The 25,072-nt window shown below is 58.2% G+C and carries 34 protein-coding genes and 1 tRNA gene; 20 read left to right on the top strand and 15 right to left on the bottom strand.

Features of this window, described 5'->3' with window-relative positions:
* Positions 1-25 precede the first annotated feature (25 nt).
* Positions 26-286 (bottom strand): DUF2790 domain-containing protein, encoded by a 261-nt coding sequence (locus tag TU79_RS11065; protein ID WP_057008017.1) that lies wholly within the window; start codon positions 284-286, stop codon positions 26-28.
* Between the two features lie 196 nt (positions 287-482).
* Between TU79_RS11065 and TU79_RS11060 the strand changes: the two genes are divergently transcribed.
* Complete coding sequence (locus TU79_RS11060; RefSeq protein WP_057008016.1) at positions 483-1,160, top strand: HAD-IA family hydrolase; 678 nt, start codon at positions 483-485, stop codon at positions 1,158-1,160.
* 19 nt (positions 1,161-1,179) lie between these two features.
* On the opposite strand, the gene TU79_RS11055 is transcribed toward TU79_RS11060, so the two are convergent.
* From TU79_RS11055 to csrA, 3 genes are all read right to left on the bottom strand, one after another.
* Positions 1,180-1,476, bottom strand: coding sequence for a DUF1652 domain-containing protein (locus TU79_RS11055; protein ID WP_057008015.1), 297 nt, complete (start codon positions 1,474-1,476; stop codon positions 1,180-1,182).
* Between the two features lie 81 nt (positions 1,477-1,557).
* The gene (locus TU79_RS11050; protein ID WP_057008014.1) at positions 1,558-1,812 is read right to left on the bottom strand and encodes a hypothetical protein; all 255 of its coding nucleotides are present in this window, start codon (positions 1,810-1,812) and stop codon (positions 1,558-1,560) included.
* 201 nt (positions 1,813-2,013) lie between these two features.
* On the bottom strand, positions 2,014-2,208 hold the full coding sequence (gene csrA / locus TU79_RS11045) for a carbon storage regulator CsrA (protein WP_003192511.1): 195 nt from the start codon (positions 2,206-2,208) through the stop codon (positions 2,014-2,016).
* 246 nt (positions 2,209-2,454) lie between these two features.
* Between csrA and TU79_RS11040 the strand changes: the two genes are divergently transcribed.
* Positions 2,455-2,835, top strand: coding sequence for an SPOR domain-containing protein (locus TU79_RS11040; RefSeq protein ID WP_231986851.1), 381 nt, complete (start codon positions 2,455-2,457; stop codon positions 2,833-2,835).
* Between the two features lie 29 nt (positions 2,836-2,864).
* Here TU79_RS11040 and TU79_RS11035 read toward each other — a convergent pair whose 3' ends face one another.
* From TU79_RS11035 to TU79_RS11025, 3 genes are all read right to left on the bottom strand, one after another.
* On the bottom strand, positions 2,865-3,554 hold the full coding sequence (locus tag TU79_RS11035; protein ID WP_057008012.1) for an endonuclease: 690 nt from the start codon (positions 3,552-3,554) through the stop codon (positions 2,865-2,867).
* 4 nt (positions 3,555-3,558) lie between these two features.
* Positions 3,559-3,810: a DUF1654 domain-containing protein gene (locus TU79_RS11030; RefSeq protein ID WP_173670276.1), complete on the bottom strand. Its 252-nt coding sequence runs from the start codon at positions 3,808-3,810 to the stop codon at positions 3,559-3,561.
* 149 nt (positions 3,811-3,959) lie between these two features.
* Positions 3,960-5,048 (bottom strand): asparaginase, encoded by a 1,089-nt coding sequence (locus TU79_RS11025; protein ID WP_057008010.1) that lies wholly within the window; start codon positions 5,046-5,048, stop codon positions 3,960-3,962.
* 491 nt (positions 5,049-5,539) lie between these two features.
* Here TU79_RS11025 and TU79_RS11020 point away from each other — a divergent pair, with 491 nt between their 5' ends.
* From TU79_RS11020 to TU79_RS10990, 7 genes are read left to right on the top strand one after another with little or no spacing between them, the layout of a single operon-like run.
* Positions 5,540-6,499, top strand: coding sequence for a sugar ABC transporter substrate-binding protein (locus TU79_RS11020; protein WP_057008009.1), 960 nt, complete (start codon positions 5,540-5,542; stop codon positions 6,497-6,499).
* Between the two features lie 56 nt (positions 6,500-6,555).
* Positions 6,556-8,109, top strand: a complete 1,554-nt coding sequence (locus TU79_RS11015; RefSeq protein WP_057008008.1) for a sugar ABC transporter ATP-binding protein — start codon at positions 6,556-6,558, stop codon at positions 8,107-8,109.
* Complete coding sequence (locus tag TU79_RS11010) at positions 8,106-9,083, top strand: ABC transporter permease (protein ID WP_003234269.1); 978 nt, start codon at positions 8,106-8,108, stop codon at positions 9,081-9,083. Before TU79_RS11015 ends, TU79_RS11010 begins: the two co-directional genes overlap by 4 nt.
* Positions 9,084-9,086: 3 nt before the next feature.
* Positions 9,087-10,109, top strand: a complete 1,023-nt coding sequence (locus tag TU79_RS11005; protein ID WP_057008007.1) for a LacI family DNA-binding transcriptional regulator — start codon at positions 9,087-9,089, stop codon at positions 10,107-10,109.
* Positions 10,110-10,132: 23 nt separating this feature from the next.
* Complete coding sequence (rbsK, locus tag TU79_RS11000) at positions 10,133-11,050, top strand: ribokinase (RefSeq protein ID WP_057008006.1); 918 nt, start codon at positions 10,133-10,135, stop codon at positions 11,048-11,050.
* Entirely contained in the window at positions 11,047-11,451 is a 405-nt protein-coding gene (gene rbsD / locus TU79_RS10995; protein ID WP_057008005.1) for a D-ribose pyranase, read from the top strand. Before rbsK ends, rbsD begins: the two co-directional genes overlap by 4 nt.
* A 26-nt stretch (positions 11,452-11,477) precedes the next feature.
* The gene (locus tag TU79_RS10990) at positions 11,478-12,506 is read left to right on the top strand and encodes a nucleoside hydrolase (RefSeq protein WP_057008004.1); all 1,029 of its coding nucleotides are present in this window, start codon (positions 11,478-11,480) and stop codon (positions 12,504-12,506) included.
* 18 nt (positions 12,507-12,524) lie between these two features.
* Here TU79_RS10990 and TU79_RS10985 read toward each other — a convergent pair whose 3' ends face one another.
* Positions 12,525-12,737 carry a hypothetical protein gene (locus tag TU79_RS10985; protein ID WP_057008003.1) on the bottom strand — a complete coding sequence of 71 codons (213 nt, stop codon included), beginning with the start codon at positions 12,735-12,737 and terminating at the stop codon, positions 12,525-12,527.
* A gap of 171 nt (positions 12,738-12,908) precedes the next feature.
* On the opposite strand from TU79_RS10985, the gene TU79_RS10980 reads away from it, so the two are divergent.
* Positions 12,909-13,217, top strand: coding sequence for a hypothetical protein (locus TU79_RS10980; protein ID WP_057008195.1), 309 nt, complete (start codon positions 12,909-12,911; stop codon positions 13,215-13,217).
* A 143-nt stretch (positions 13,218-13,360) separates the two neighbouring features.
* The gene (locus TU79_RS10975; protein WP_057008002.1) at positions 13,361-13,681 is read left to right on the top strand and encodes an I78 family peptidase inhibitor; all 321 of its coding nucleotides are present in this window, start codon (positions 13,361-13,363) and stop codon (positions 13,679-13,681) included.
* Positions 13,682-13,754: 73 nt separating this feature from the next.
* Here the strand turns inward: TU79_RS10975 and TU79_RS10970 are convergent, their stop codons facing one another.
* Entirely contained in the window at positions 13,755-13,967 is a 213-nt protein-coding gene (locus TU79_RS10970) for a cold-shock protein (RefSeq protein WP_003234260.1), read from the bottom strand.
* Positions 13,968-14,256: 289 nt separating this feature from the next.
* Entirely contained in the window at positions 14,257-14,571 is a 315-nt protein-coding gene (locus tag TU79_RS10965) for a hypothetical protein (protein WP_082638466.1), read from the bottom strand.
* A gap of 365 nt (positions 14,572-14,936) precedes the next feature.
* On the opposite strand from TU79_RS10965, the gene thrS reads away from it, so the two are divergent.
* The 9 genes from thrS (at position 14,937) to TU79_RS10920 (ending at position 22,392) form a co-directional block, all read left to right on the top strand.
* Positions 14,937-16,859 carry a threonine--tRNA ligase gene (thrS, locus tag TU79_RS10960; RefSeq protein ID WP_057008001.1) on the top strand — a complete coding sequence of 641 codons (1,923 nt, stop codon included), beginning with the start codon at positions 14,937-14,939 and terminating at the stop codon, positions 16,857-16,859.
* On the top strand, positions 16,859-17,410 hold the full coding sequence (gene infC / locus TU79_RS10955; protein WP_015884933.1) for a translation initiation factor IF-3: 552 nt from the start codon (positions 16,859-16,861) through the stop codon (positions 17,408-17,410). Before thrS ends, infC begins: the two co-directional genes overlap by 1 nt.
* 60 nt (positions 17,411-17,470) lie before the next feature.
* The gene (gene rpmI / locus TU79_RS10950) at positions 17,471-17,665 is read left to right on the top strand and encodes a 50S ribosomal protein L35 (RefSeq protein ID WP_002553160.1); all 195 of its coding nucleotides are present in this window, start codon (positions 17,471-17,473) and stop codon (positions 17,663-17,665) included.
* A 29-nt stretch (positions 17,666-17,694) separates the two neighbouring features.
* Positions 17,695-18,051 (top strand): 50S ribosomal protein L20, encoded by a 357-nt coding sequence (gene rplT, locus TU79_RS10945; protein ID WP_003234252.1) that lies wholly within the window; start codon positions 17,695-17,697, stop codon positions 18,049-18,051.
* A gap of 109 nt (positions 18,052-18,160) precedes the next feature.
* Positions 18,161-19,177, top strand: a complete 1,017-nt coding sequence (gene pheS, locus TU79_RS10940; protein ID WP_057008000.1) for a phenylalanine--tRNA ligase subunit alpha — start codon at positions 18,161-18,163, stop codon at positions 19,175-19,177.
* 26 nt (positions 19,178-19,203) lie between these two features.
* Positions 19,204-21,582, top strand: coding sequence for a phenylalanine--tRNA ligase subunit beta (pheT, locus tag TU79_RS10935; RefSeq protein WP_057007999.1), 2,379 nt, complete (start codon positions 19,204-19,206; stop codon positions 21,580-21,582).
* Between the two features lie 3 nt (positions 21,583-21,585).
* Positions 21,586-21,888: an integration host factor subunit alpha gene (ihfA, locus tag TU79_RS10930; RefSeq protein WP_002553164.1), complete on the top strand. Its 303-nt coding sequence runs from the start codon at positions 21,586-21,588 to the stop codon at positions 21,886-21,888.
* Positions 21,869-22,225 carry a MerR family transcriptional regulator gene (locus tag TU79_RS10925; RefSeq protein ID WP_003174972.1) on the top strand — a complete coding sequence of 119 codons (357 nt, stop codon included), beginning with the start codon at positions 21,869-21,871 and terminating at the stop codon, positions 22,223-22,225. Before ihfA ends, TU79_RS10925 begins: the two co-directional genes overlap by 20 nt.
* Before the next feature lie 90 nt (positions 22,226-22,315).
* Positions 22,316-22,392 (top strand) — tRNA-Pro (locus TU79_RS10920).
* Between the two features lie 82 nt (positions 22,393-22,474).
* On the opposite strand, the gene TU79_RS10915 is transcribed toward TU79_RS10920, so the two are convergent.
* The 5 genes from TU79_RS10915 to TU79_RS10900 all read right to left on the bottom strand — a co-directional run bounded on the left by TU79_RS10915 (position 22,475) and on the right by TU79_RS10900 (position 24,954).
* Positions 22,475-23,659 (bottom strand): tyrosine-type recombinase/integrase, encoded by a 1,185-nt coding sequence (locus tag TU79_RS10915; RefSeq protein WP_057007998.1) that lies wholly within the window; start codon positions 23,657-23,659, stop codon positions 22,475-22,477.
* A gap of 291 nt (positions 23,660-23,950) precedes the next feature.
* Entirely contained in the window at positions 23,951-24,298 is a 348-nt protein-coding gene (locus tag TU79_RS10910; RefSeq protein ID WP_057007997.1) for a hypothetical protein, read from the bottom strand.
* A complete protein-coding gene (locus tag TU79_RS26295; protein ID WP_169793793.1) occupies positions 24,291-24,458 on the bottom strand; it encodes a hypothetical protein in 168 nt (55 codons plus the stop codon). Before TU79_RS26295 ends, TU79_RS10910 begins: the two co-directional genes overlap by 8 nt.
* The gene (locus TU79_RS10905; protein ID WP_057007996.1) at positions 24,455-24,685 is read right to left on the bottom strand and encodes an Arc family DNA-binding protein; all 231 of its coding nucleotides are present in this window, start codon (positions 24,683-24,685) and stop codon (positions 24,455-24,457) included. Before TU79_RS10905 ends, TU79_RS26295 begins: the two co-directional genes overlap by 4 nt.
* Before the next feature lie 47 nt (positions 24,686-24,732).
* Positions 24,733-24,954, bottom strand: a complete 222-nt coding sequence (locus TU79_RS10900; RefSeq protein ID WP_057007995.1) for a hypothetical protein — start codon at positions 24,952-24,954, stop codon at positions 24,733-24,735.
* Positions 24,955-25,072 lie beyond the last annotated feature (118 nt).

Below are 25,072 nucleotides of genomic sequence, written 5' to 3'. Positions count from 1 at the left end.
CGTGGGTGGCGCCAGTTTAGCGTGATCAATTCTCACTGGGGCAACCGATGGCTTGCACGTTGTAGTCCAGCACGTGTTCGCGATTCTGGTGGTCGAGGTAGCGCAATTGCGCCGGGACGATTCCGCATTGACCGTAAGTATCGGTGCTCGACAGTTGCCTGGCGATATCCAAATGCACGAAGAGGCCTGTTTTATCGTGGATAACGTTTGGATCCGAGGCGGGCTCGGCAGCGAGCGCCGAAGCGCTGACGAGCAAGGCGGCAAAACATGCGGCAAATCGTTTCATGTTGGTTCCTCTCAGAAGTCGGCTGCCGGGCCTGGCAGTGAGTTCACAGTAACCAGGCGATCCGAACAGATGGCCAACAGGACAATGACAAGTTCGTAATGAAAGGCCCGTGGTGCAGATGACGTTTACAAGCGTCAGGCCGCGCCGTAGATTGCATCGGGCCGATTACGCCTACAGCTCAAGAGGAAGCCACGCAGTGTCCATCCAAGGTTCAGCTTTACCTGCACGACCGTACCGCGCCTTTCTGTTCGATATGGACGGGACCTTGCTCAATTCCATTGCCGCTGCGGAGCGGGTGTGGAGCACCTGGGCCGAGCGCCACGGTCTGGATGTGGCGGCGTTCCTGAAGACGATCCATGGCGCGCGCGCAATCGATACGATTACCCGCCAGGCGCTGCCCGGTGTGGATCCCGAGAAGGAGGCGCAATGGATAACCGAGGCTGAACTCGATGATGTCGACGGCGTGGTGGCGATACCTGGCGCGGTTGAGTTCCTCAATGGCCTGCCGGGTGATCAATGGGCACTGGTAACGTCCGCACCCAAGGCATTGGCTTTGCGGCGCCTGCAGGCTGCTGGCATTAAGCCGCCGGCGGTGCTGGTGACGGCCGAGGATGTCGCCAGGGGCAAACCTGACCCCGCCTGCTATGTATTGGGAGCCCTGCGCCTGGGTGTACCGGTTCAGGATTGCCTGATTTTCGAAGACGCAACGGTGGGGATTCGAGCCGGGGAGGCGGCGGGGGCAGATGTCATGGTCGTGACGTCGACGCACCTCACGCCGATGGTGACGGCGCACGCTTGCATCGATGGCTACGAGCATATTCACGTGCAACGTGACAGTGATGGTTTGCTGTACCTGCAGCGTCTGGCGAGCTGATACGAAAAGGCCGAGCCCGTTACCGGTCTCGGCCTTTCACCTTGTGGGAATGATCGAGTGGCGCGTGCAGCCGGCTGTTTTTCATGCCCTGACGCGAAAGCACCATTTCTCTGAGTATTTCATTGGCAAGGCGGGCAATGGCTTCTGCGCCATTGTAGTGGGAACGGACGATGCCCGTAATTGCGAAGTGGTCGGTCTCCGGACCGCTGAGCATGGCTGAAAGTGTGCCATCGGCATGCAGCGTGCAGGTGACGACGTAGCTGGGCAGGCGAGCTGCCAGTGCGGCTTCGATTTGGGATTTGTTGAGCGTTTCCATCTTTTCAGCACCCTTTACTGACCGTGCAAGCCAAGCATAGGCGCTACTGCATGCCTGTAAATACCGGCGATCAGATAGCCGTCAACGTGCGGATTTTTGCCGCGCGCGATCAATGGCGTGCTGGCACAACTTTCGTTGCACCGTCCTCTGAAGCGGCTTGAGGCAAAACACGAACAGATAGGCTCCAAGCAGCAGCGCCAGATCCAGCCACGAAGGGGCCTCGGCGCCAGCCACTTCGAACCTCAAGCCAAACTCTACACCCACGAAGACCAGCCCGATCAGCAGGACAATCATCCAGGAGTGGAGGGCAAAGCGTTTCGTTGAGGAGTACCTCATCGACAGGCTCCCGAGTTTGCTTGGGCGGTAGTGGAGTGGGGTCAGGAAATTGGGCCGGGGATTGCGCAACAAGTTCCGGGTAGCGGAACAGTTTCATCTTCGGCGACGGGGAGATGCCGGGGCATGAAAAAGGCGCGGTTGAATCAACAGGGTCTTCGCCAGCCGTGACAGTGAACGAAAAGGCTGGCTACTGAGGGCACGTCAAGGTGTCTGGTTTTTATCCGGAGCGGTAAGGCCGGCCTGGATGCGCTGGTAGATCTCTTCACGATGCACGGCAACGTCTTTTGGAGCATTGATGCCGATTCTTACTTGCTGGCCGCTGACGCCCAGAATGGTGATCGTAATGTCATCACCGATGTTTATGCTTTCACCAACTTTGCGGGTGAGTATCAGCATGGACTTCTCCTTGATTACTTTTAAGGACACATGTTTCAGACAGGGCAGGTGTCGGATGTGTGTAGCTTACTGCGAAGCGCGTCCCTGTGACTGCCTCTTTTAGGACGCATAGAGGCGACATTAATTCCCATGGCGGCATCATACAGGTCTGCGATACATCATTCGCATTGTTTAAGCCAAGGTTTATGAAGGCCAGAATAGACAGTGGATGATAAAGTTGCTTCTTTTCCTTTAAGGAGCAGGGCAGTGCGTAAAGTAGCGATGGTAATGGCGGTGGTGGCATTGGCCGGTTGCGGTGAAGGCAAACCTGTCGAGGCGCCCAAGGCCAGGGCTGTTGCGAGCCAGAGCCTCCCGCAGAGCGGTGCGATTGCCGCCCAGGAGTGGGACCTGCGCGTGGGCCCGCCAGATCACAAGTTACAGGCGATCACCGACCTGACGGCCTGGCTGCTGGAGCATGGTTTCAATTTTTATATCGTCAAAGTGGACGGCAAGGATGAAGTGCTACTGGGGCCTTTCTCCAGCAAGGCTGAAGCCGAAGCCAAACAAGCATTGCTCGCGGAAAAAATGGCCCGCGCCAAGAAGACCGATACCGTGTCAGAAGTCATCGAGCACAAGGCGGCGCAGTAGCGACCATTGGCGCGGGATCCCGTCCACTTTCAGCCGCACGCTTTCAGGTTCACCGGGCCGACAAAGTCATTGCCGCGCCCCATGACGCAGGCAACGGTCTGGTTACGTTGGCGCTCCCAGGTTTGTACGGGATATGTCTTGTTCCAGGCTTCATACAGCTGACGGTCCTGCTTCGACAGGCGCAGCCCGTATTGCTTACTCATGTAAAAATACGTTCGCGCAATCATGCCGCGAATCGACGGTCGTGGCATGACCTTCTTCGCCTTGAAGTCGACCTGGGTCAGGCATGAGCCGTATTGCCCGTTTTGCACCGGCAGCCAGCCAAAACTGAAGTTATTACGATCACCATTGACCTCACCGATACTCGGCACCAGGTTGTGCAGGTCCGCCTCGGCGCGCTTGAACACAGGGTCATGGCGCGTGCAATTCTTGCGCCCGCCGTTTTGCCAGCACTGACGCTGATGGCCAATCTGCCACGCAGGAACAATGTGTTCCCACTCGATACGGGCTGCACGACTGGCATTTTTTCGCGGGATGTAACCGCAGGCTTTCAGGTCGACACGGTTGCCAGTGTATTTGCAGCCGCAATAGAACTCGGTGGATTGCGGGGCGTACAGTTTCCAGGCGACCTTCTTGGCTTCACTGAACGTTCGGGGCGCCTGAGCGTGGGCGGTGATGGCAAAAAGCAGGCAAAACACAGCAATAAAACGGACACTCATTGAATCAATCTTCCTTCGGCACAACCCAGAAAATCTGCACGCCGCCATCGTCCCGATAGGCGAGAGTGACGTTGTCGTTTTCCGCGATCTCCTCCAGCAAACGTGCCCACTCGTCCTCAGGTTCTTCCGGCAAGCGGAAGATCAGGGCTGCCTTGGCTTTTTGCGCATGGGTAGAGTTGATGATTTTTTGCACGCGAATAGCCAGTTGCTGATAAGCATCAGGCGCGGTTGCAACGGCGGGGGAGGACTTTGCCACGGAATATTCCTTGATAAGCTGTACGCACATACAGTATTTAACTGTAGGCAATTTCGCAACTGCTTAAAATCCGAGAGGTCCGTCTGACGGTAATTGAGGTGGTTGATGTAGGAGCGAGCAAGCTCGCTCCTACAGGGCTGTGTCAGGAATCAGTATTCCCAGAATATCCGTTGCAGTTCCTTGCTGTCCTGGGTCCGGGTCAGCGCAACCATCGCCAGAATCCGCGCTTTCTGTGGGTTCAGGTCCAGGGCGGCAACCCAGTCGTATTTGTCGTCAGGTTGTTCGGCGTTGCGCAGCACCATGCCGCCTGCGTTGACATGGGAGGAGCGGATGATCTGCACACCCTGCTTGCGCAGTTCCACCAGGGCGGGAACCACTTTGGACGATACCGAGCCATTGCCGGTGCCGGCGTGGATGATGGCTTTGGCGCCAGCCTGCGCCAGGGCCTTGTAGGCGGTATCGCTCACGTTGCCGTAGCCGTAGGCAATTTCCACGTCCGGCAGGCTCTTGATGGTCTTGATATCGAACTCCGAATCCATGGTGTGGCGCTTGGCAGGCAGGCGGAACCAGTAGGATTTGCCTTCAACCACCATGCCCAGCGGGCCCCATGGGCTCTTGAACGCTTCAGTCTTGATGTTGATCATCTTGCTGACATCGCGACCCGACTGGATTTCGTCGTTCATCGTCACCAGCACGCCTTTGCCGCGCGCCTCTTTGCTGCTTGCAACGGCAACGGCGTTGTACAGATTGAGCATGCCATCAGCCGACATGGCGGTGCCTGGACGCATTGAGCCGACCACCACTATAGGCTTGTCGGTCTTTTCCACCAGGTTGAGGAAATAGGCGGTCTCTTCCAGCGTGTCGGTGCCATGGGTGATAACAATGCCGTCGACGTCTTTGCTGTCGGCCAGCTCCGCGACGCGTCGGCCCAGTTGCAACAGGTTGTCGTTGTTGATGCTCTCGGACGCAATTTGCATCACTTGTTCGCCGCGAACATTGGCAATTTGACTAAGCTCAGGAACGCCGGCGATCAGTTGTTCGATGCCGACTTTAGCCGCCTGGTAGGTGGCACTGTTGGCCGCACTGGCGCCGGCGCCAGCGATGGTGCCGCCAGTGGCGAGAATCACTACGTTGGAGAGTTTGGTGTTGGTCTCGACTTCCTTTGCCTGGGCGGCAACGGGGAACAGCAGCAGGAGGGCCAAAGCGCCCGGTACAAAAGTTTTCAATGCAGATTTCATTATTTTTCTCTCTGGTTTTTGATGAGTGCTGTTGCAGGTTCATCTAGAACCCTCGGACGTATCTGAACGCACCGAGGTGCAGGTGAGGAGCAGGATTTGTACCAGCCTGATTTTGTCAGGTGATATAAATTAACTTTTTGATTTAAAACAATTATTCATGATTTTTTAGGTTGTGAAGCAGAGCCCGTGTCCGGCTTTCCGAACAATTGGGCGGTACTGCGTTCGGTTGTCCGACAATAACCGCGACCTGCTGCCAGGTGATGAGGTACGGGCAAGCGCAGCCTGTCGTTTTAAAGAACGAGCTGGCGCAGGCGAGGTTTAAAGGGCAGTGCATACGAAGCGTAACGTCGCGTGCTGGAGGGTTGAATGAAAGGCACTTTTCCGGCGTTGACAAATCTCGACAAGGTTCTCATAGTTCGATTAACGCAAACGTTTGCGAGATATTTCGATGCAGGCGTTGCTCACAATAATCATAAGATCGGAGTGAACCCATGAAGCTGCCATTCGCTGGACGTCTTCTCGCTGTCGCTGTGCTTGCTGCCGCATCCGCTGCTCTGCCTCTCTCCTCTGCTTTCGCCGCTGACGCCGCCGCCAAACCCAAGGTCGGCCTGGTGATGAAGTCCCTTGCCAACGAATTTTTTGTGACCATGCAGGATGGCGCCAAGGCCTACCAAAAAGACCATGCCGCCGACTTCGACATGATCACCAACGGTATCAAGAACGAAACCGACACCAGCGCCCAGATCGATATCGTCAACCAGATGATCCTGGCCAAGGTCAACGCCATCGTTATCGCCCCCGCCGATTCCAAGGCGCTGGTCACCGTGCTGAAGAAAGCTTCGGATGCGGGCATCAAGGTCGTCAACATCGACAACCGTCTTGATCCTGATGTGCTGAAAAGCAAAAACCTGACCATCCCGTTCGTGGGCCCGGACAACCGCAAAGGCGCCAAGCTGGTGGGTGATTACCTGGCCAAGCAACTGGCCTCGGGTGACAAGGTCGGCATTATCGAAGGTGTGCCGACCACCACCAACGCCCAGCAGCGCACCGCAGGCTTCAAGGATGCGATGGACGCCGCCGGCATGAAGATCGTTTCCACACAATCGGGCAACTGGGAAATCGACCAGGGCCAGAAAGTGGCATCGGCCATGTTGAGCGAATACCCGGACCTCAAGGCACTGCTCGCCGGTAACGACAACATGGCCCTCGGTGCTGTGTCCGCAGTTCGTGCGGCAGGCAAGGCCGGCAAGGTGCTGGTGGTGGGCTATGACAATATCGAAGCCATCAAGCCGATGCTGCAGGATGGCCGCGTCCTCGCAACGGCCGACCAGGCTGCCGCCCAGCAAGCCGTTTTCGGTCTGCAGAACGCGCTCAAGCTGGTCAAGGGTGAAACAGTCGATGCCAAAGACGGCGTGATCGAAACCCCGGTCGAACTCGTCCTCAAGAAGTAATCCTGGCAGCACCAACAGCGCCCGCTCGTCCTGAGCGGGCGCCTGGAGATTTTCCTATGTCACCTTCCGCCCAGGCGGCTGTCCTTTCGGTCAGCGGTATCGGCAAGACCTATGCCCAACCGGTGCTGTCCGACATCACGCTGACGCTCAATCGCGGGGAAGTGCTGGCGCTTACCGGCGAGAACGGCGCAGGCAAAAGCACCTTGTCCAAGATCATTGGCGGGCTGGTCACGCCCACCACCGGGCACATGCAGTTCAACGGCCAGGATTACCAACCAGGCAGCCGTACCCAGGCCGAAGCGCTGGGTGTGCGGATGGTCATGCAGGAGCTCAACCTGCTGCCGACCCTGACCGTGGCCGAGAACCTGTTCCTGCATAACCTGCCCAGCCACGGTGGCTGGATCAACCGCAAGCAACTGCGTAAAGCCGCAATCGAGGCCATGGCGCAGGTCGGCCTGGACGCGATCGACCCGGACACGCTGGTCGGCAGTCTGGGCATTGGCCATCAGCAGATGGTCGAGATTGCCCGCAACCTGATCGGCGACTGCCACGTACTGATTCTCGACGAGCCGACGGCCATGCTCACGGCCCGTGAAGTCGAGATGCTGTTTGAACAGATCACCCGCCTGCAGGCCCGGGGCGTGGCGATCATTTATATTTCACACCGGCTCGAAGAACTGGCCCGCGTCGCCCAGCGCATTGCGGTACTGCGTGATGGCAAGCTGGTCTGTGCCGAACCGATGGCCAATTACAACAGCGAGCAACTGGTCACCTTGATGGTCGGCCGTGAACTGGGCGAACAGATTGACCTGGGCCCGCGCACCATCGGCGGCCCGGCCTTGACGGTCAAAGGCCTGACACGTTCGGACAAGGTTCGCAATGTGTCCTTCGAGGTACGCGCCGGCGAGATCTATGGCATTTCCGGCCTGATCGGCGCCGGCCGCACCGAACTGCTGCGCCTTATCTTCGGTGCAGACCTGGCCGACAGCGGTACCGTCGCCCTGGGTTCGCCGGCAAAAGTGGTGAGCATTCGCTCGCCGGTCGACGCCGTGGGGCACGGCATTGCCCTGATCACCGAAGACCGCAAAGGCGAGGGCCTGCTGCTGACCCAGTCGATCAGCGCGAATATCGCCTTGGGCAACATGCCGGAGATTTCCGGCGGCGGGGTGGTCAACAGCCGCGATGAAACGGCCCTGGCCAAACGCCAGATCGACGCCATGCGGATCCGCAGTTCCAGCCCGGCGCAACTGGTTTCGGAACTGTCCGGCGGCAACCAGCAGAAGGTTGTGATCGGCCGCTGGCTGGAGCGCGACTGCCAGGTGATGCTGTTCGATGAGCCCACGCGCGGTATCGACGTCGGTGCCAAGTTCGACATTTATGCCTTGCTCGGCGAATTGACCCGCCAGGGCAAAGCGCTGGTGGTGGTGTCCAGTGACCTGCGCGAGCTGATGCTGATCTGCGATCGGATCGGCGTACTGTCCGCCGGTCGCCTGATCGAGACCTTCGAGCGCGACAGCTGGACCCAGGACGAATTGCTCGCCGCCGCGTTTGCCGGCTATCAGAAACGTGATGCGCTGCTCAACGATGCAGTGCTTAGGGATACCCCATGAAAACCACAACTTCCCCTGGCAAGACTGGCGGCAACTTCTACGGCCTGGGCACTTACCTCGGGCTGGCAGGCGCCTTGCTGGCGATGATCGCGCTGTTCTCGGTACTCAGCGATCACTTCCTGTCCTACGACACCTTCAGCACCCTGGCCAACCAGATCCCGGACCTGATGGTGCTGGCGGTGGGCATGACCTTCATCCTGATCATCGGCGGCATCGACCTGTCGGTCGGCTCGGTGCTGGCATTGGCCGCGTCGGCGGTCAGCGTGGCCATCCTGAGCTGGGGCTGGAGCGTGTTGCCGGCTGCTGTGCTGGGCATGGGCTGCGCCGCACTGGCCGGCACCATCACCGGTTCGATCACCGTGGCCTGGCGCATTCCGTCCTTCATTGTGTCGCTCGGTGTGCTGGAAATGGCACGCGGCGTGGCGTACCAGATGACCGGTTCGCGTACGGCCTATATTGGCGACTCGTTCGCCTGGCTGTCGAACCCGATTGCCTTCGGTATTTCGCCGTCGTTCATCATTGCCTTGCTGGTGATCATCGTCGCCCAACTGGTGCTGACCCGCACGGTCTTCGGTCGCTACCTGATCGGCATTGGCACCAACGAAGAAGCCGTGCGGCTGGCCGGTATCAATCCCAAGCCTTATAAAATCCTGGTGTTCAGCCTGATGGGCCTGCTCGCCGGTGTGGCGGCGTTGTTTCAGATATCGCGCCTGGAAGCGGCCGACCCGAACGCCGGTTCCGGGCTGGAGTTGCAAGTGATCGCGGCGGTGGTGATCGGCGGCACCAGCCTGATGGGCGGGCGCGGTTCGGTGATCAGTACGTTCTTTGGCGTGTTGATTATTTCGGTGCTGGCCGCAGGCCTGGCGCAGATCGGTGCCACGGAACCCACCAAACGCATCATCACCGGCGCCGTGATCGTGATTGCGGTGGTCCTCGATACTTACCGCAGCCAGCGCGCCAGTCGGCGAGGCTGAACCATGGCAACGATCAAGGATGTGGCAGCGCTTGCGGGTATTTCCTACACCACGGTGTCTCATGTGGTGAACAAGACACGCCCGGTCAGCGAGCCTGTGCGCATCAAGGTCGAAGCCGCGATCAAGCAGCTCGACTACGTTCCCAGCGCCGTCGCGCGCTCGCTCAAGGCCAAGACCACCGCCACCATCGGTTTGCTGGTACCCAATAGCCTCAATCCGTATTTTGCCGAGCTGGCCCGCGGTATAGAGGATTACTGCGAACGTAACGGTTATTGCGTGATCCTGTGCAACTCCGATGACGACGCCGCCAAACAACGCAGTTACCTGCGGGTACTGCTGGAAAAACGCATCGACGGCTTGATCGTCACCTCGGTAGGCGGCGACGACAGCGGTTTGGCGGCCGGCCTGAGCGCGGTGCGCACCCCCATGGTCATCGTCGACCGCGCGCTGGACGGCATCGATGTCGACCTGGTGCGCATTGACCACGAAGAGGGCGCTTACCTCGCGACCCGGCACCTGCTTGAATTGGGCCATCGCGACATCGCCTGCATCGGCGGGCCGAGCCACACCCGCGTCGCGCAAATGCGCCTGGCGGGCTATCACCGTGCGCTCGACGAGGCAGGAGTGGACGTTGCACCCGGTCGCACGGAGGAAAGCGATTTCACCAGCACGGGCGGTTACGCCGCCGCCGTGAAGTTGTTGTCCGGGAACCCGCCCAGCGCGATTTTCGCCAGCAACGACATGATTGGTTTCGGCGTGTTGCGTGCAGCTGCGGAACGCAATATTCGGGTGCCGGCCGAGCTCTCGGTGATCGGTTTTGATGACATACAAATGGGCCGCTACGTCTACCCGGCATTGACCACGGTCGGGCAATCGATCGTGCAACTGGGCGAAACGGCGGCCGAACTGTTATTGCGACGAATTGCTACCCCCCAACTGCCGATCGATCAACGTATCGTGACGCCGAGCATTGTGCTGCGTGAGTCGACGGCGCCGGTCGCTGGTGCGTTCGCGCAATACCGCTGAACCGAATTGATGAGTACTGATGTATGCCAGCAAAAGTAGTGGTAGTAGGCAGTTTGAACATGGACCTGGTCACCCGTGCCAGTCGCTTGCCGCGTGCCGGCGAAACCCTGATCGGTCAATCGTTCTCGACCGTGCCGGGCGGCAAGGGCGCCAACCAGGCCGTCGCGTCCGCGCGCCTTGGGGCGGAGGTGGCCATGATCGGCTGCGTGGGCACTGACGCCTATGGTGATCAATTGCGCGATGCGCTGCTGGTCGAGGGTATCGACTGCCAGGCCGTCAGTACGGTGGACGGCTCCAGCGGGGTGGCGTTGATCGTGGTGGACGACAGCAGCCAGAACGCGATCGTCATTGTCGCCGGGAGCAACGGTGAGTTGACGCCTGCAGCGATGCTGGCGGTGGATGCCGTGTTACAGGCTGGCGAAGTGATTGTCTGCCAGCTTGAAGTGCCGATGGACACGGTGGGCTACACGCTCAAACGTGGCCGCGAGCTGGGCAAGACAGTGATTCTCAACCCGGCGCCGGCCAGCGGCCCGCTGCCGACCGAGTGGTACGCCTCGATCGATTACCTCATCCCCAATGAAAGCGAAGCCAGCGCACTGAGTGGCGTGACAGTCGATTCCCTCGACAGCGCCAGACTGGCGGCGACGCAACTGATCAAGGCCGGTGCAGGCAAGGTCATCATTACCTTGGGCGCCGAGGGCGCATTGTTCGCCGATGGCGAGCGCTTCGAGCACTTGGCGGCGCCGAAGGTCAAGGCGGTCGACACCACTGCGGCCGGCGACACCTTTGTCGGTGGTTTTGCGGCGGCTCTGGTCAATGGCAGAAGCGAAGCCGAAGCCATTCGCTTTGGCCAGGTGGCTGCGGCGTTGTCGGTCACGCGTGACGGTGCGCAACCTTCCATTCCCACGCTAAACGACGTTCAAGGTTTTGTGCCCTCATGAAAAAGACCCCTTTGCTCAATATTGCGCTGTCCCGTGTGATTGCTTCCCTTGGCCACGGTGACATTCTGGTCATCGGTGACGCGGGTTTGCCGGTGCCACCGGGCGTCGAGCTGATCGACCTCGCGCTGACCCAGGGCATCCCCGATTTCATCAGTACCTTGCGCATCGTGCTGAGCGAGATGCAGGTGGAGAGCCATGTGCTGGCCGAAGAAATCCTGCTCAAGCAGCCGGCTGCGCTGGCTGACCTCGACAGCCTGACCGGGCAGGCCGCGCTGGGTGAGCGACGCCTGCTCAGCCACGATCAGTTCAAGCAACTGAGCCGCTCGGCACGCGCGGTGGTGCGCACGGGTGAATGCCAGCCTTATTGCAATATCGCGCTGGTGTCCGGCGTCACCTTCTAGAGTTTCCCAACGACAAGGAGTGTTTTATGCAACGTAGTCTCCCGACCCTGAAAAACCTGTTCCGGAGTGTTCTGCTTTTGTCCGCGCTCACTGCTGCAAGCGCCCAGGCGGCGGAAAAAATCGACCTGATCATCGACACCGACCCGGGTGCCGACGACGTCGTGGCCTTGCTGTTCGCCATGGCGTCGCCGGATGAGTTGAGTATTCGTGCGCTGACTACCGTGGCCGGCAACGTGCGTCTGGACAAGACTTCCCGCAACGCGCGCCTGGCGCGTGAGTGGGCAGGGCGTGAGGATATCCCGGTGTATGCCGGTGCACCAAAGCCACTGCTGCGCACGCCGATCTATGCCGAGAACATCCATGGCAAGGAAGGTATTTCCGGCGTCACCGTGCATGAGCCGAAAAAGGGCCTCGGAGAAGGCGACGCCGTTGACTACCTGATCAAGACCCTGCGTGCCGCCAAGCCACACAGCATCACGATCGCCATGCTCGGCCCGCAAACCAACCTGGCGCTGGCATTGACCCAGGACCCGGAAATCACCCAGGGCATCAAGGAAGTGGTGGTAATGGGCGGTGCGCACTTCAATGGTGGCAACATCACGCCGGTGGCCGAATTCAACCTGTTTGCCGACCCTATGGCGGCAGAAATCGTGCTCAAAAGTGGTGTCAAGCTGACCTATCTGCCCCTGGACGTGACCCACAAGGTGCTGACCAGTGAGGCTCGCCTGAAAAAGATTGCCGACATCAACAACAATGCCAGCAAAATCGTGAGCGACATTCTCAATGAATACGTCAAGGGCGATATGGAGCACTACGGTATTCCGGGTGGTCCGGTGCACGACGCCACTGTCGTTGCCTACCTGCTCAAGCCTTCGTTGTTCAGTGGCCGTGAGGTGAATGTGGTCGTGGACAGCCGCGAGGGTCCGACCTTCGGCCAGACAGTCGTCGATTGGTATGACGGCCTGAAACAACCGAAAAATGCATTCTGGGTTGAAAACGGCGACGCCCAGGGCTTTTTCGACTTACTGACTGAACGTCTGTCCCGTCTGAAATAAGGGTTTGCCGGTCGGGTCTTATTCGCGCTCGGGGTCGTACGCCCCTGTGTGATCAGCCGGGTATTTTTCGAATACCTGGCTGATAAAGGCTTGCGCGGCTTGTGTGCCCAGCTCCTTGACCAGCAGGTCGATACCAATGATCGCCAACTCTTCCGGGCTTCCGGGGCTGTAGGAGCTTTGTCCCTGAGGCCATTTGGCTTTGATGTCGGCTTGGAGAATAACGGTGCTCATGGTCGGGGCTCACGGGTCGGAAAAACGGGGGCAGTGCGCTGGAACGCGGCTCTTGCGGACTCAGTTAACCATTTTGCGCAGCATTTGGCACTGCGACTTAGGCATGAAGCGCTTGGCAAAAGGTAAGGCTGTGCGACACTGTTCTCCCTTTGAATGAGCGGGGAACACTGCGTGCAGATCGACTTGAACAGTCCCGATAACCTGACGCCGGCGGCGGTGCGCCAACTGCTCGCCAGTGCCAGCGATGACGAACACACGCAATTGCGCGTAACCAAAGAAGGGATGGCGTACATTTCGTCCGGCAAGGCCGTGGGCGGTGTCGAGATCGACGGCCTGCTGTTTCGCCTGGAAACCTGGGCCAAAGGCTCTGGTTATGTCGGCAACGTGGCCGCCAGTGATGAGGTCTGGGTCATGCAGATTTTCAACGCGTTGAAACAGAACTGGCCGGTGCCGGCGTTTGACTACATCGACATCTACTGAGCGCATTCATATCTGGTGACGATTGACGGGGCGAATGCCGGTGCTGAGTCAGGCAGACTTGTCTGCGCACGTTTTACGTCTTGAAACCAATCGGTCTGACGGCTGTCGCACAATCTCTGTCCACTTTTTTCATAGGAGGCTTCATGCCTTGGAAGCTCGCATCATTCGGTTCTTTGTTGGCGGCACTCGCGTTGGCGGGTTGCAGCACCCCGGGTGCCTTTGAGCCAGGCAAAGACGCCGCCGTAGCCGATTCAGGCCATACCCGCTGTGAGTCGAAGGCTGCTGAATTTGCAATTGGCCAGAAAGCCTCGCCGCAGTTGCTGGATCAGGCCCGCACCCGCGCCGGTGCGCAGAACGCTCGAATCCTCAAGCCCAGCGATATGATCACGCTGGAATACCGCTCCGACCGCCTGAACCTGAATACCGACGACAATCTTGTCATCACGCGCGTCAATTGCGGCTGAGGTTCACCAGGCTTTTGCAGCATCCATAAAAAACCCCGTCACATGGACGGGGTTTTTTTAGTTCAGCGGAGAATTACTCGCCGCGAACCTGTGCAGCTTGCATACCCTTTTGGCCTTTCTCAGCCACGAAGGAAACGGTTTGGCCTTCTTTCAGGCTCTTGAAACCGTCGCTTTCGATAGCTTTGAAGTGTACGAACAGGTCGTCACCGCCACCTTGAGGAGTGATGAAGCCGAAGCCTTTTTCATCGTTGAACCATTTAACGGTGCCGGTTTGGCGATTAGACATGGTGTATCTCCAAGAAACTTATATTTTCAGTAGTGCTGTGCTGCTCAGGCCAACTGGGCACACCGGGGTATCATAGTCGAAATGTTCGGCTTGGGAGCCCCCCCAGGGCATTGTTTGCTAATCAATAGCGTTGCGTTTAGCGCAATGATCGGCTGAAAGCCCCGATCTACGGGGCTTGCGCCAGAAATATCAACTGGTAAAAAAAGCCGTAAAAGCTGCATAATTTGTGAGAAAAGGCAGTTTTCAGGCTGTTTTTCCAGCAAAACAGGCGTCTGAAGGCGTCTCGTTGTTACTTTTTCTTCACGACTTTGCAGGACGAAATAGCGGCCACGGCTTTGTTTTTAAGCTCCGGGCTGGCGTTCTGGTTGGTCATGAGCTCTTTGATTTCGGCAGTGCTCAACTCGGCGTTGATCTTGTCGGCGCCGCAATCGCAGTGAGCTTTGGCGGTCTTGGCGTCCACGTTCTGGCTGGCGGCAGCGCTGCAGTCTTGAACGAAGGCTTCGCGAGCACCGGCTGGCCAGTTTGAAGGGGCGGCAGCTTGAGCGCCGAGGGACAGCAGGCTCAGGGTGGCGGCGATAGCGAGGGTCGAAGTAAAACGCATCATGGGATGCTCCTTTGGGTCGAGGACGAACGGCGATTCTCGGTGGGTTTGAGGCCCGTCGTACAGCCCAAGTTCACTTTGACGACTATAAACGCTGGAAATCGCCTTAACAGACACGCCGCCGGCGCGATGACCGTTCATCTGTGCTAGCATCGGCCGCCTGGCTATTTTCGGCGCGCCACTGGCCGCCTTGCCATGTTTCTTTTCAGCTCAATCCAGTCACTCTGGTTCGATTATCGGTTGGCCGAAAGGCTCCTGCCGCTGTAAGGCAGGCGTTCATCACTGAACGGCCTGGTATTGGATCTTGTACTGGCTCATCCCAACCCACGTGACCTTTGGTAGGGGTCACCACTAGGAGAGGAGGCGCCATGCCAACTATTACTCTACCCGACGGCAGTCAACGTTCATTCGATCATTCGGTTTCCGTGGCCGAGGTCGCCGCATCCATCGGCGCGGGCCTGGCCAAGGCCACCGTGGCCGGCAAGGTCGACGGCAAACTTGTGGACGCCAGTGACCTGATCACTGGCGACGCGAGCCTGCAGATCATCACGCCCAAGGACCAGGAGGGGCTGGAGATCATTCGGCACTCCTGCGCGCATTTGATTGGCCATGCGGTCAAGCAGCTGTATCCAACCGCGAAGATGGTGATCGGACCGGTCATCGACGAAGGCTTCTATTACGATATCGCTTGCGAGCGTCCTTTTACGCCGGATGACCTGGCGGCCATCGAGCAGCGCATGCACGCGCTGATCGAGAAGGACTACGACGTGATCAAGAAGGTCACGCCGCGCGCTGAAGTGATCGATGTGTTCACCGCCCGCGGCGAAGACTACAAGTTGCGTCTGGTGGAAGACATGCCGGACGAGCAGGCCATGGGCCTGTATTACCACGAAGAATACGTCGACATGTGCCGTGGTCCGCATGTGCCGAACACACGCTTTCTCAAGTCGTTCAAGTTGACCAAGCTGTCAGGTGCCTACTGGCGCGGCGACGCGAAGAACGAGCAACTGCAACGGATCTACGGCACGGCCTGGGCTGACAAGAAGCAGTTGGCCGCCTACATCCAGCGCATCGAGGAGGCCGAGAAGCGCGATCACCGCAAGATCGGCAAGCGCCTGAACCTGTTCCACCTGCAGGAAGAAGCGCCGGGGATGGTGTTCTGGCATCCGAACGGCTGGACCCTGTACCAGGTGCTCGAGCAGTACATGCGCAAGGTTCAGCGCGACAACGGCTATCTGGAAATCAAGACACCGCAGGTCGTTGATCGCAGCCTGTGGGAAAAGTCCGGGCACTGGGCCAATTACGGCGACAACATGTTCACCACGCAGTCGGAAAACCGCGACTACGCCATCAAGCCGATGAACTGCCCTTGCCACGTGCAGGTGTTCAATCAGGGCCTGAAGAGCTACCGCGAGTTGCCGCTGCGCCTGGCCGAGTTCGGTGCCTGTCACCGTAACGAGCCATCGGGTGCGCTGCACGGCATCATGCGTGTTCGGGGCTTTACCCAGGACGACGCGCATATTTTCTGCACCGAAGAGCAGATGCAGGCCGAATCCGCCGCCTTTATCAAGCTGACCATGGACGTGTATCGCGATTTCGGCTTTACCGAAGTCGAAATGAAGCTGTCCACTCGTCCGGAAAAGCGCGTTGGCTCCGATGAGCTGTGGGATCGCGCTGAATCTGCACTCGCCGCAGCGCTCGACAGTGCGGGCCTTGCGTACGACCTGCAGCCAGGGGAGGGCGCGTTCTACGGTCCGAAGATCGAGTTCTCGCTGAAAGATTGCCTTGGTCGCGTCTGGCAGTGTGGTACCCTGCAGCTCGATTTTAACCTGCCGATCCGTCTGGGAGCCGAATATGTCTCCGAAGACAACAGCCGTAAACACCCGGTTATGCTGCACCGGGCGATCCTCGGCTCGTTCGAGCGGTTCGTCGGTATCCTGATCGAGCACTACGAGGGTGCATTCCCGGCGTGGCTGGCTCCGACTCAGGCAGTGATCATGAATATCACTGATAAACAGGCAGATTTTGCCGCTGAGGTTGAAAAAACTCTCAACGAAAGCGGATTTCGTGCCAAGTCCGACTTGAGAAATGAAAAGATCGGCTTTAAAATCCGCGAGCATACCTTGCTCAAGGTTCCCTATCTTTTGGTTATTGGAGATAGGGAAGTCGAGATGCAGACTGTCGCTGTGCGTACTCGCGAAGGTGCTGACCTGGGCTCGATGCCCGTCGCCCAGTTCGCTGAGTTCCTCGCGCAAGCGGTTTCCCGGCGTGGTCGCCCAGATTCGGAGTAATTATTATTAAGCGTGAAATGAGACAAGATAAACGAGCTGCACCGAAAGCCCCGATCAACGAGAATATCTCGGCACGCGAGGTTCGGTTAATTGGCGCTGACGGCGAGCAGATTGGCATCGTCTCGATTGATGAAGCGCTTCGTATTGCAGAAGAGTCCAAATTGGACCTGGTGGAAATCTCCGCCGATGCAATCCCACCCGTATGCCGGGTGATGGACTACGGCAAGTCGATCTTCGAGAAGAAGAAGCAGGTTGCCGCGGCGAAGAAGAACCAGAAGCAGATTCAAGTAAAAGAAATCAAGTTTCGTCCAGGGACGGAGGAAGGGGATTACCAGGTAAAACTGCGCAACCTGGTACGTTTCCTGAGTGATGGGGACAGGGCCAAGGTATCCTTGCGATTCCGCGGCCGTGAGATGGCCCACCAGGAGCTGGGGATGGAACTCCTCAAGCGGGTTGAAGCTGACCTGCTCGAGTACGGTTCGGTCGAACAGCATCCTAAGATGGAAGGACGCCAGCTGATCATGGTCATCGCCCCGAAAAAGAAGAAGTAATCAACAGGGCACGGCAGGCCTTCTGATTATGTTTATCAACTGAATGCGGAGTATCCGAACATGCCAAAGATGAAGACTAAAAGTGGTGCTGCTAAGCGGTTTCTGAAAACTGCTAACGGTATCAAGCACAAGCACGCTTTCAAGAGCCACATTCTGACCAAAATGTCGACCAAGCGTAAGCGTCAACTGCGCGGTAGCAGCTTGCTGCATCCGTCTGACGTGGCAAAAGTCGAGCGCATGCTGCGCCTTCGTTAATTTTGGATCAAGAATAGAGGAAGTAACTCATGGCTCGTGTTAAGCGTGGCGTCATGGCCCGTAAGCGTCACAAAAAAATTCTGAAACTTGCTAAAGGCTACTACGGCGCGCGTTCACGCGTATTCCGTGTTGCCAAGCAAGCGGTAATCAAGGCAGGCCAATACGCCTACCGCGACCGTCGTCAGAAAAAACGTCAGTTCCGCGCTCTGTGGATCGCTCGTATCAATGCTGGTGCTCGTGTTAACGGTCTGTCCTACAGCCGTTTCATCGCTGGCCTGAAAAAAGCGTCCATCGAAATCGACCGTAAGGTTCTGGCTGAACTGGCCGTGAACGAAAAAGCGGTGTTTGCTGCGATTGTCGAGAAAGCTAAAGCCACCTTGGCTTAAGTACCCCCGACAGTCACTCTGGGTTGCTCCTGCAATCCAGGGTGGTAAACGTCATAAATAGGGGAAGAGCCTTCAAGCTCTTCCCCTATTTTGTATCTGGAGTCTGTACATGGAAAACCTGGACGCGCTCGTTGCCCAAGCTCTTGAGGCTGTGCATAGCGCTGAAGATATCAATGCCCTGGAGCAAATCCGGGTTCACTACCTTGGCAAAAAGGGTGAATTGACTCAGGTGATGAAGACCCTGGGGAATTTGCCGGCAGAGGAGCGCCCGCACGTCGGTGCGCTGATCAACGTTGCCAAGGAGCGCGTCACTGAGGTTCTCAATGCGCGCAAGGCGTCGCTCGAGGAGGCCGATCTAGCGGCCAGGCTCGCGGCCGAGTCCATTGACGTGACCTTGCCTGGCCGTGGCCAGGCGTCGGGCGGTCTGCACCCGATCACCCGGACTCTGGAACGTATCGAACAGTTCTTCACCCACATCGGCTACGGCATCGCCGAAGGCCCTGAGGTCGAAGACGACTATCACAACTTCGAGGCGCTCAACATCCCAGGCCATCACCCGGCCCGGTCGATGCACGACACCTTCTATTTCAATGCCAACATGCTGTTGCGCACCCATACCTCGCCGGTACAAGTGCGCACCATGGAAGCGAACAAGCCGCCGATCCGCATCGTCTGCCCCGGCCGCGTGTACCGCAGCGACTCCGATATCACCCACTCGCCGATGTTCCACCAGGTCGAAGGCCTGCTGGTTGACCGCGATATCAACTTCGCCGACCTCAAGGGCACGATCGAGGAATTCCTGCGGGTGTTCTTCGAGAAGGAACTGGCCGTGCGTTTCCGTCCATCGTTCTTCCCGTTCACCGAACCTTCCGCTGAAGTCGACATGGAATGTGTGATGTGCAGCGGCAAAGGCTGCCGTGTCTGCAAGCAGACCGGCTGGCTGGAAGTGATGGGCTGCGGCATGGTGCATCCCAATGTGCTGCGCATGTCCGGGATCGACCCGGAAGAGTTCTCGGGCTTTGCCTTCGGCATGGGCGTTGAGCGTCTGGCCATGCTGCGTTACGGCGTGAACGACTTGCGTCTGTTCTTCGACAACGACTTGCGGTTCCTCGCGCAATTTCGCTAGTCGTAACGAATCTTTAGGAGAGCAGGATGAAATTCAGTGAACAATGGCTGCGTGGCTGGGTAAGCCCGCAGGTAGATCGCGACGAGCTGGTTGCTCGCCTGTCGATGGCCGGTCTTGAGGTCGATAGCGTAACGCCGGCCGCCGGTGTTTTCAGCAGCGTGGTGGTGGGCGAGGTGCTGAGCACCGAGCAGCACCCGGATGCCGACAAATTGCGTGTGTGCCAGGTCAGCAATGGCGCCGAGACCTTTCAGGTCGTGTGCGGAGCGCCCAACGTGCGTCCGGGCCTGAAGATCCCGTTTGCCATGATCGGTGCCGAGCTGCCGGGCGACTTCAAGATCAAGAAGGCCAAGCTGCGCGGTGTCGAATCCAACGGCATGCTGTGCTCCCAGGCCGAGCTGCAAATCGGTGAGGGCAATGACGGCCTGATGGAGCTGCCGGCGGATGCGCCCGTGGGGCAGGACGTTCGCGTTTATCTCGAATTGGAAGACGCCAGCATCGAGGTCGACCTGACCCCGAACCGTGGCGATTGCCTGTCCCTGGCGGGCCTGGCCCGTGAAGTGGGCGCGCTGTACAACGCACCGGTTACCCGCCCGGTAGTCACCGCCGTGCCAGCAGTGCACGACGAAGTGCGCCCGGTCGAAGTGCTGGCCCCCACTGCCTGCCCGCGTTACCTGGGCCGGGTTATCCGTAACGTCGACCTGTCCAGGCCTACCCCGCTGTGGATGGTCGAACGCCTGCGTCGCGCCGACGTGCGCAGCATTGATGCCGCCGTCGACATCACCAACTACGTGATGTTGGAACTGGGCCAGCCGCTGCACGCTTTCGATCTTGCCGAAATCAACGGCGGCATCCGCGTGCGTATGGCCGAAGAAGGCGAGAAGCTGGTGTTGCTCGATGGTCAGCAAGTCAGCCTGCGTGCCGATACCCTGGTGATCGCCGACCATTCCCGAGCACTGGCCATTGCCGGTGTGATGGGTGGTGAGCACAGCGGTGTATCCGCAACCACTCGCGATGTGTTCCTCGAAAGCGCGTTTTTCGATCAGATCGCCATCGCCGGCAAGGCCCGTTCCTACGGCCTGCACACCGACGCTTCGCACCGTTACGAGCGCGGCGTGGACTGGCAACTGGCCCGTGAAGCCATGGAGCGCGCCACTGGCCTGCTGCTGGAAATCACTGGCGGCGAAGCCGGCCCGATCACCGAAGTGGTCAGCGAGCAGCACCTGCCGTCCATTGCGCCTGTTACCCTGCGTGCCAAAAGTGTCGAGCAAATGCTTGGCCTGGTCATCGCGCCTGCTGAAATCGAGCAATTGCTGTCGGCCCTGGGGCTGGGCATTTCGACCAGCGGGGAAGGGCAGTGGCACGTTGATGTGCCAAGCCATCGCTTCGATATCAGTCTCGAAGTCGACTTGATCGAAGAGCTGGCTCGCCTGTACGGTTACAACCGCCTGCCGGTTCGTTACCCACAGGCTCGCCTGGCACCGCAACCCAAGGCCGAAGCGCGCGCGCACCTGCCTGAGCTGCGTCGTCTGCTGGTAGCCCGTGGTTATCAGGAAGCGGTGACCTACAGTTTCATCGATCCCAGGCAGTTCGAGCTGTTCAACCCAGGCGTCGAGCCGCTGTTGCTGGCTAACCCGATCTCCAATGACATGGCGGCCATGCGTTCATCGCTGTGGCCAGGCTTGGTCAAAGCGCTTTCCCACAACCTCAATCGCCAGCAAGACCGCGTGCGCATGTTCGAAAGCGGCCTGCGATTTGTCGGTCAGTTGGGCGACCTGAAGCAAGAGCCCATGCTGGCTGGCGTGGTCTGCGGCAGTCGTTTGCCGGAAGGCTGGGCTCAGGGCCGCGATCCCGTGGACTTCTTCGACGTCAAGGCCGACGTGGAAGCGGTGCTGGGCTTTGCCGGTGCACTGGATGCCTTCACGTTTGTGCCGGGCAGCCATCCTGCGCTGCACCCGGGCCAGACAGCACGCATTGAGCGCGACGGTCGCCTGGTAGGCTTTGTTGGCGCGATTCACCCCGAGCTGTCAAAAAACCTGGGGCTGGACCGTGCGGTGTTCGTTTTCGAACTGGTTCTGGCGGAAGTCGCTTTGGGTAAAATGCCGAAATTCAGCGAGTTGTCGCGCTTTCCTGAAGTGCGCCGCGACCTGGCCCTGATTGCCGATCGTGGGGTTGCCGCCACTGCAGTTCTGGACGTAATCCGTGAAAATGCAGGGGAATGGCTGACAGACCTCAGGCTATTTGACGTCTATCAGGGTAAAGGTATTGATCCGCATAGAAAAAGCCTCGCCGTCGGCTTGACCTGGCAGCATCCATCGCGCACTCTTAACGACGATGAGGTGAATACCACGACACAAAATATCCTCACCTCGCTTGAACAAAGGTTAAACGCCACGTTAAGGAAGTGACGTATGGGGGCTTTGACGAAAGCTGAGATGGCGGAACGTCTGTACGAAGAGCTGGGTCTGAACAAGCGCGAAGCCAAGGAATTGGTCGAGCTGTTTTTTGAAGAAATCAGGCACGCTCTGGAAGACAACGAACAGGTCAAATTGTCCGGTTTCGGCAATTTTGACCTGCGGGACAAACGCCAGCGTCCTGGCCGCAATCCAAAAACGGGAGAAGAAATCCCGATCACGGCTCGCCGTGTGGTCACCTTTCGTCCAGGGCAGAAGTTAAAGGCCCGAGTTGAGGCTTATGCTGGAACCAAGTCATAACGACGAGCTACCCGTCATCCCAGGCAAACGCTACTTCACCATTGGTGAAGTCAGCGAGCTGTGTGCGGTCAAACCGCACGTGCTGCGCTATTGGGAGCAGGAGTTTCCTCAGCTCAACCCCGTCAAACGCACCGGGAACCGTCGGTATTATCAGCGCCAGGACGTGCTGATGATCCGACAGATCCGCGCGTTGCTGTACGATCAGGGGTTCACCATCAGCGGCGCGCGTCAGCGCATGTCCGGTGATGAAGCCAAAGACGACACCACCCAATACAAACAACTGATCCGCCAGATGATCTCCGAGCTCGAAGATGTGCTGGTGGTGTTGAAGAAGTGAATTGAGCTTTTAAAATACTTCCACATTTCAAAAGCTTGCGGTATATTCCTGATCGCTTCGTTGCGAAGCAAACCCAGTAACACGCCTAGTCGGGGCGTAGCGCAGTCCGGTAGCGCACTAGCATGGGGTGCTAGGGGTCGAGTGTTCGAATCACTCCGTCCCGACCATATTATTCAATGACTTAGCCGCTTCCGAGCGGCTTTGTTGTTTCTGCCATAGTGACTTTCCGAGTGACCTTGGCGTTTTTCATCAAGCTTCTCTCCTTCTCAAAATCGTCAGCGCTGGTGCGCGTGAGTCGGTTGCTGATACCTTGTTTGCCGCCGCAATCAGCTGATCCAACTCTGCCGCCGAGTAGTGACTGGTGATGCTTCCGTTCTTGTGGCCGAGCAGCGCTTTCCGATCTTCCTCAGTCACGCCAGCAGCACGCAGCCTTCTCCCAAAGGTGTGCTTCAAGTCGTGTATGCGGATCCTGGCAAAGCCGTCATGTGCCGGCCGCAAGAACTTCTCCTGCCACTTCTTTGCCGCCCGAATCCTCGCCTTCTTCCAGGCCGAGTCGTTCATGCGGTGAACCGTCGTTTCATTCCCCTCACCATCTGGCTTGCCAAACGGGAACACGTAGAGCGGATGCTTGCCGCGCTGCTTCTCGATCACAGACTTGGCAACGTCATTCATCACGACTAAGCGCTCATCCCGGTTCTTCACGCCAGCCCTCGCGCTCCTTCCTCCAAAGCCAGCCGGTATCAGGAACACGCTCGTTCCCAGCTCCGGTACCGCAATCTCCCAGTTCCACTGAAGCTTGCAAACCTCCTGCTCCCGGCACCCGGTATTGACCTTGAACATGGCCATGGTCTGAAGGTGCGCTGGGAGTTCGGCGAACAGGATCGACTGTTCTTCCCACGAAAGCGGGTAGGGCTTGCGGCTGTTCGTCTTCTCATCCAGCAGAGAAATCATCGGTACCATGTCGAGCAATGGTCGGCGTTCTTCATCTCGCCACTTGCGTGCGCAGAGGTTCAAAACTCGGATAACCCGCTGTAGCGCGATGTTCACCGTCCTATTCGTGACCGGCTTGCCCGTCGTCGGGCTCAGCTTCGATCGAACATAGGGCGCAAGCGCGTCGTCATCAATGTGAGTCAGCGGCATGTCGCCAATGAACGGGTCTAGCTGCTCCATATAGGTCGCCGAAATGTGGATGGACGCCTGATCCTTTACCTCCAGCAGGAAGCGTGTCGCCGCCTCCCGCCACGTCCTGACCCGCCGAACGCCATACACCTTCTGCTGGCGCAACTGCTCCAGCTTATGGATTAGGTACTGCTCTGCTTCGGCGCGGTTACAAGTGCCAGTACTCTCTTGAATTCGTTCTCCTCTGTACTTTTTGTCGATCTTCCAGATGCCGTTCGGCATTTGCTGGAGGCCGGTGATAGCTTTTTGGGCCACGGCAATTCTCCTTTTTGCTTGCCCTGGCGCTCACTGCGGGGGCGATTGTTGTCCTGATCCACATCCTTTTCAATTGCCATTGACTCGGCCCAGGAGTCCGCCCACTGATCCAGTTCGAACCGGTCGAAGCCAACGCCCTGTTTTCCAATGGGAAATTCACGGACGTAAGGCCGAACCGTTTTATTGAATTCTTCCCGGCACATACCCAGGTACGCAGGGGCAGTTGACGCTCTGAGGAAGCGAGGCGCGGTCTCTTTGATGGGGAATGCAGTTGACTTGGCCATGGAGTCATCACTGTTCAATAGAGGACATTGTTTGCACTGACTTCCTGACGGGAAAGGCCTCGCCCTCCCACTTCCCGGGTTTGCCGCGTATCGCGCCATGCAGGTCGTAGCGGTGGGGCTTTTTGCTGGCGAATAGCTTTTCACACGCCTTCAGCAAGATGCTTTCATTTTCAATTGCCAATAACTCCTGGCCAGCCGTCGAGCCCACCTGAATCCAGCCGGATTTGTCGCGCCCGTAGTTTTCTGTCTTGAACAAGCGAAATCTGTTTCGGTGTCCGGTACCGGGTGAAGAGGTCTCGGTGTTCATGTAGAACGCGATGCCATCAAGGCGCACCCGCAGCACTGTCTTAGCCATTGAGTTCACCACCTTGGAAGTGGTCTGCCAGCACCCTGCGTGCGTCGATGCCGCACGATGCGGACATAGCGTAGATCTGGCCAAAGGTGGTTTCCCTACGCTGCAGGGCGTTGTACAGCGCCATCAGGCGCTCACCCAACTTTCCGTTGCGGCGGCTCATCGGCTGGAACTCACAGGCGCGAGCGGAGCGGCGGCACTTGCCAGTGCGTCCAGTAGCAAGGTTTGACGATTCTGTCCGTCCAGATACTGGCGTATGGCTTGGACGAACACGCTGTTCATACTGCGGTCTGCGGCGTTTGCAGCCGCCTCAATGTCAGCGCGCAGGCCGGCAGGCAGGCGCACCACAAACTTGTCGGCGGTGCGGGAATCGTATTGGTTGGTGGTCATGATGATCTCCTGGCTAGCTCCAAAATATGGAGAGCTGGCTGAGTGTGTTAATCGCCTGATTTCGGCGTGGTGATTAGGAGAAATAAGCAGGCACTCGCAATGAGCCAGACTGCGGTGCCGAAGAAAGCCGCCGTCACGTCGAAATCCGAGGAACTGCTGATCAAGTCTCGGGCTGCAAAAAGCAGCCAGACGCCCGAGGCGGTTATGTAAAGCAGGATTGAAATCATCACCTTGAATAGCTGAAGCGGTGTGAGGGGCTTACGGGACATGCACTTTCTCCAGGACGAGCAAGTGCCCGCCGCGTTGTTGGCTTTCGCAAAAAATTGAGATGCTCCTGTTTCGCCATGAGGTGGCGAAGGAGTGGCTTTAAATTAGCAATAGCTAAAT

The sequence above is a fragment of the Pseudomonas trivialis genome, assembly GCF_001439805.1.
Classification (GTDB): domain Bacteria; phylum Pseudomonadota; class Gammaproteobacteria; order Pseudomonadales; family Pseudomonadaceae; genus Aquipseudomonas; species Aquipseudomonas trivialis.
This window is presented reverse-complemented; position numbering and strand designations above follow the sequence as displayed.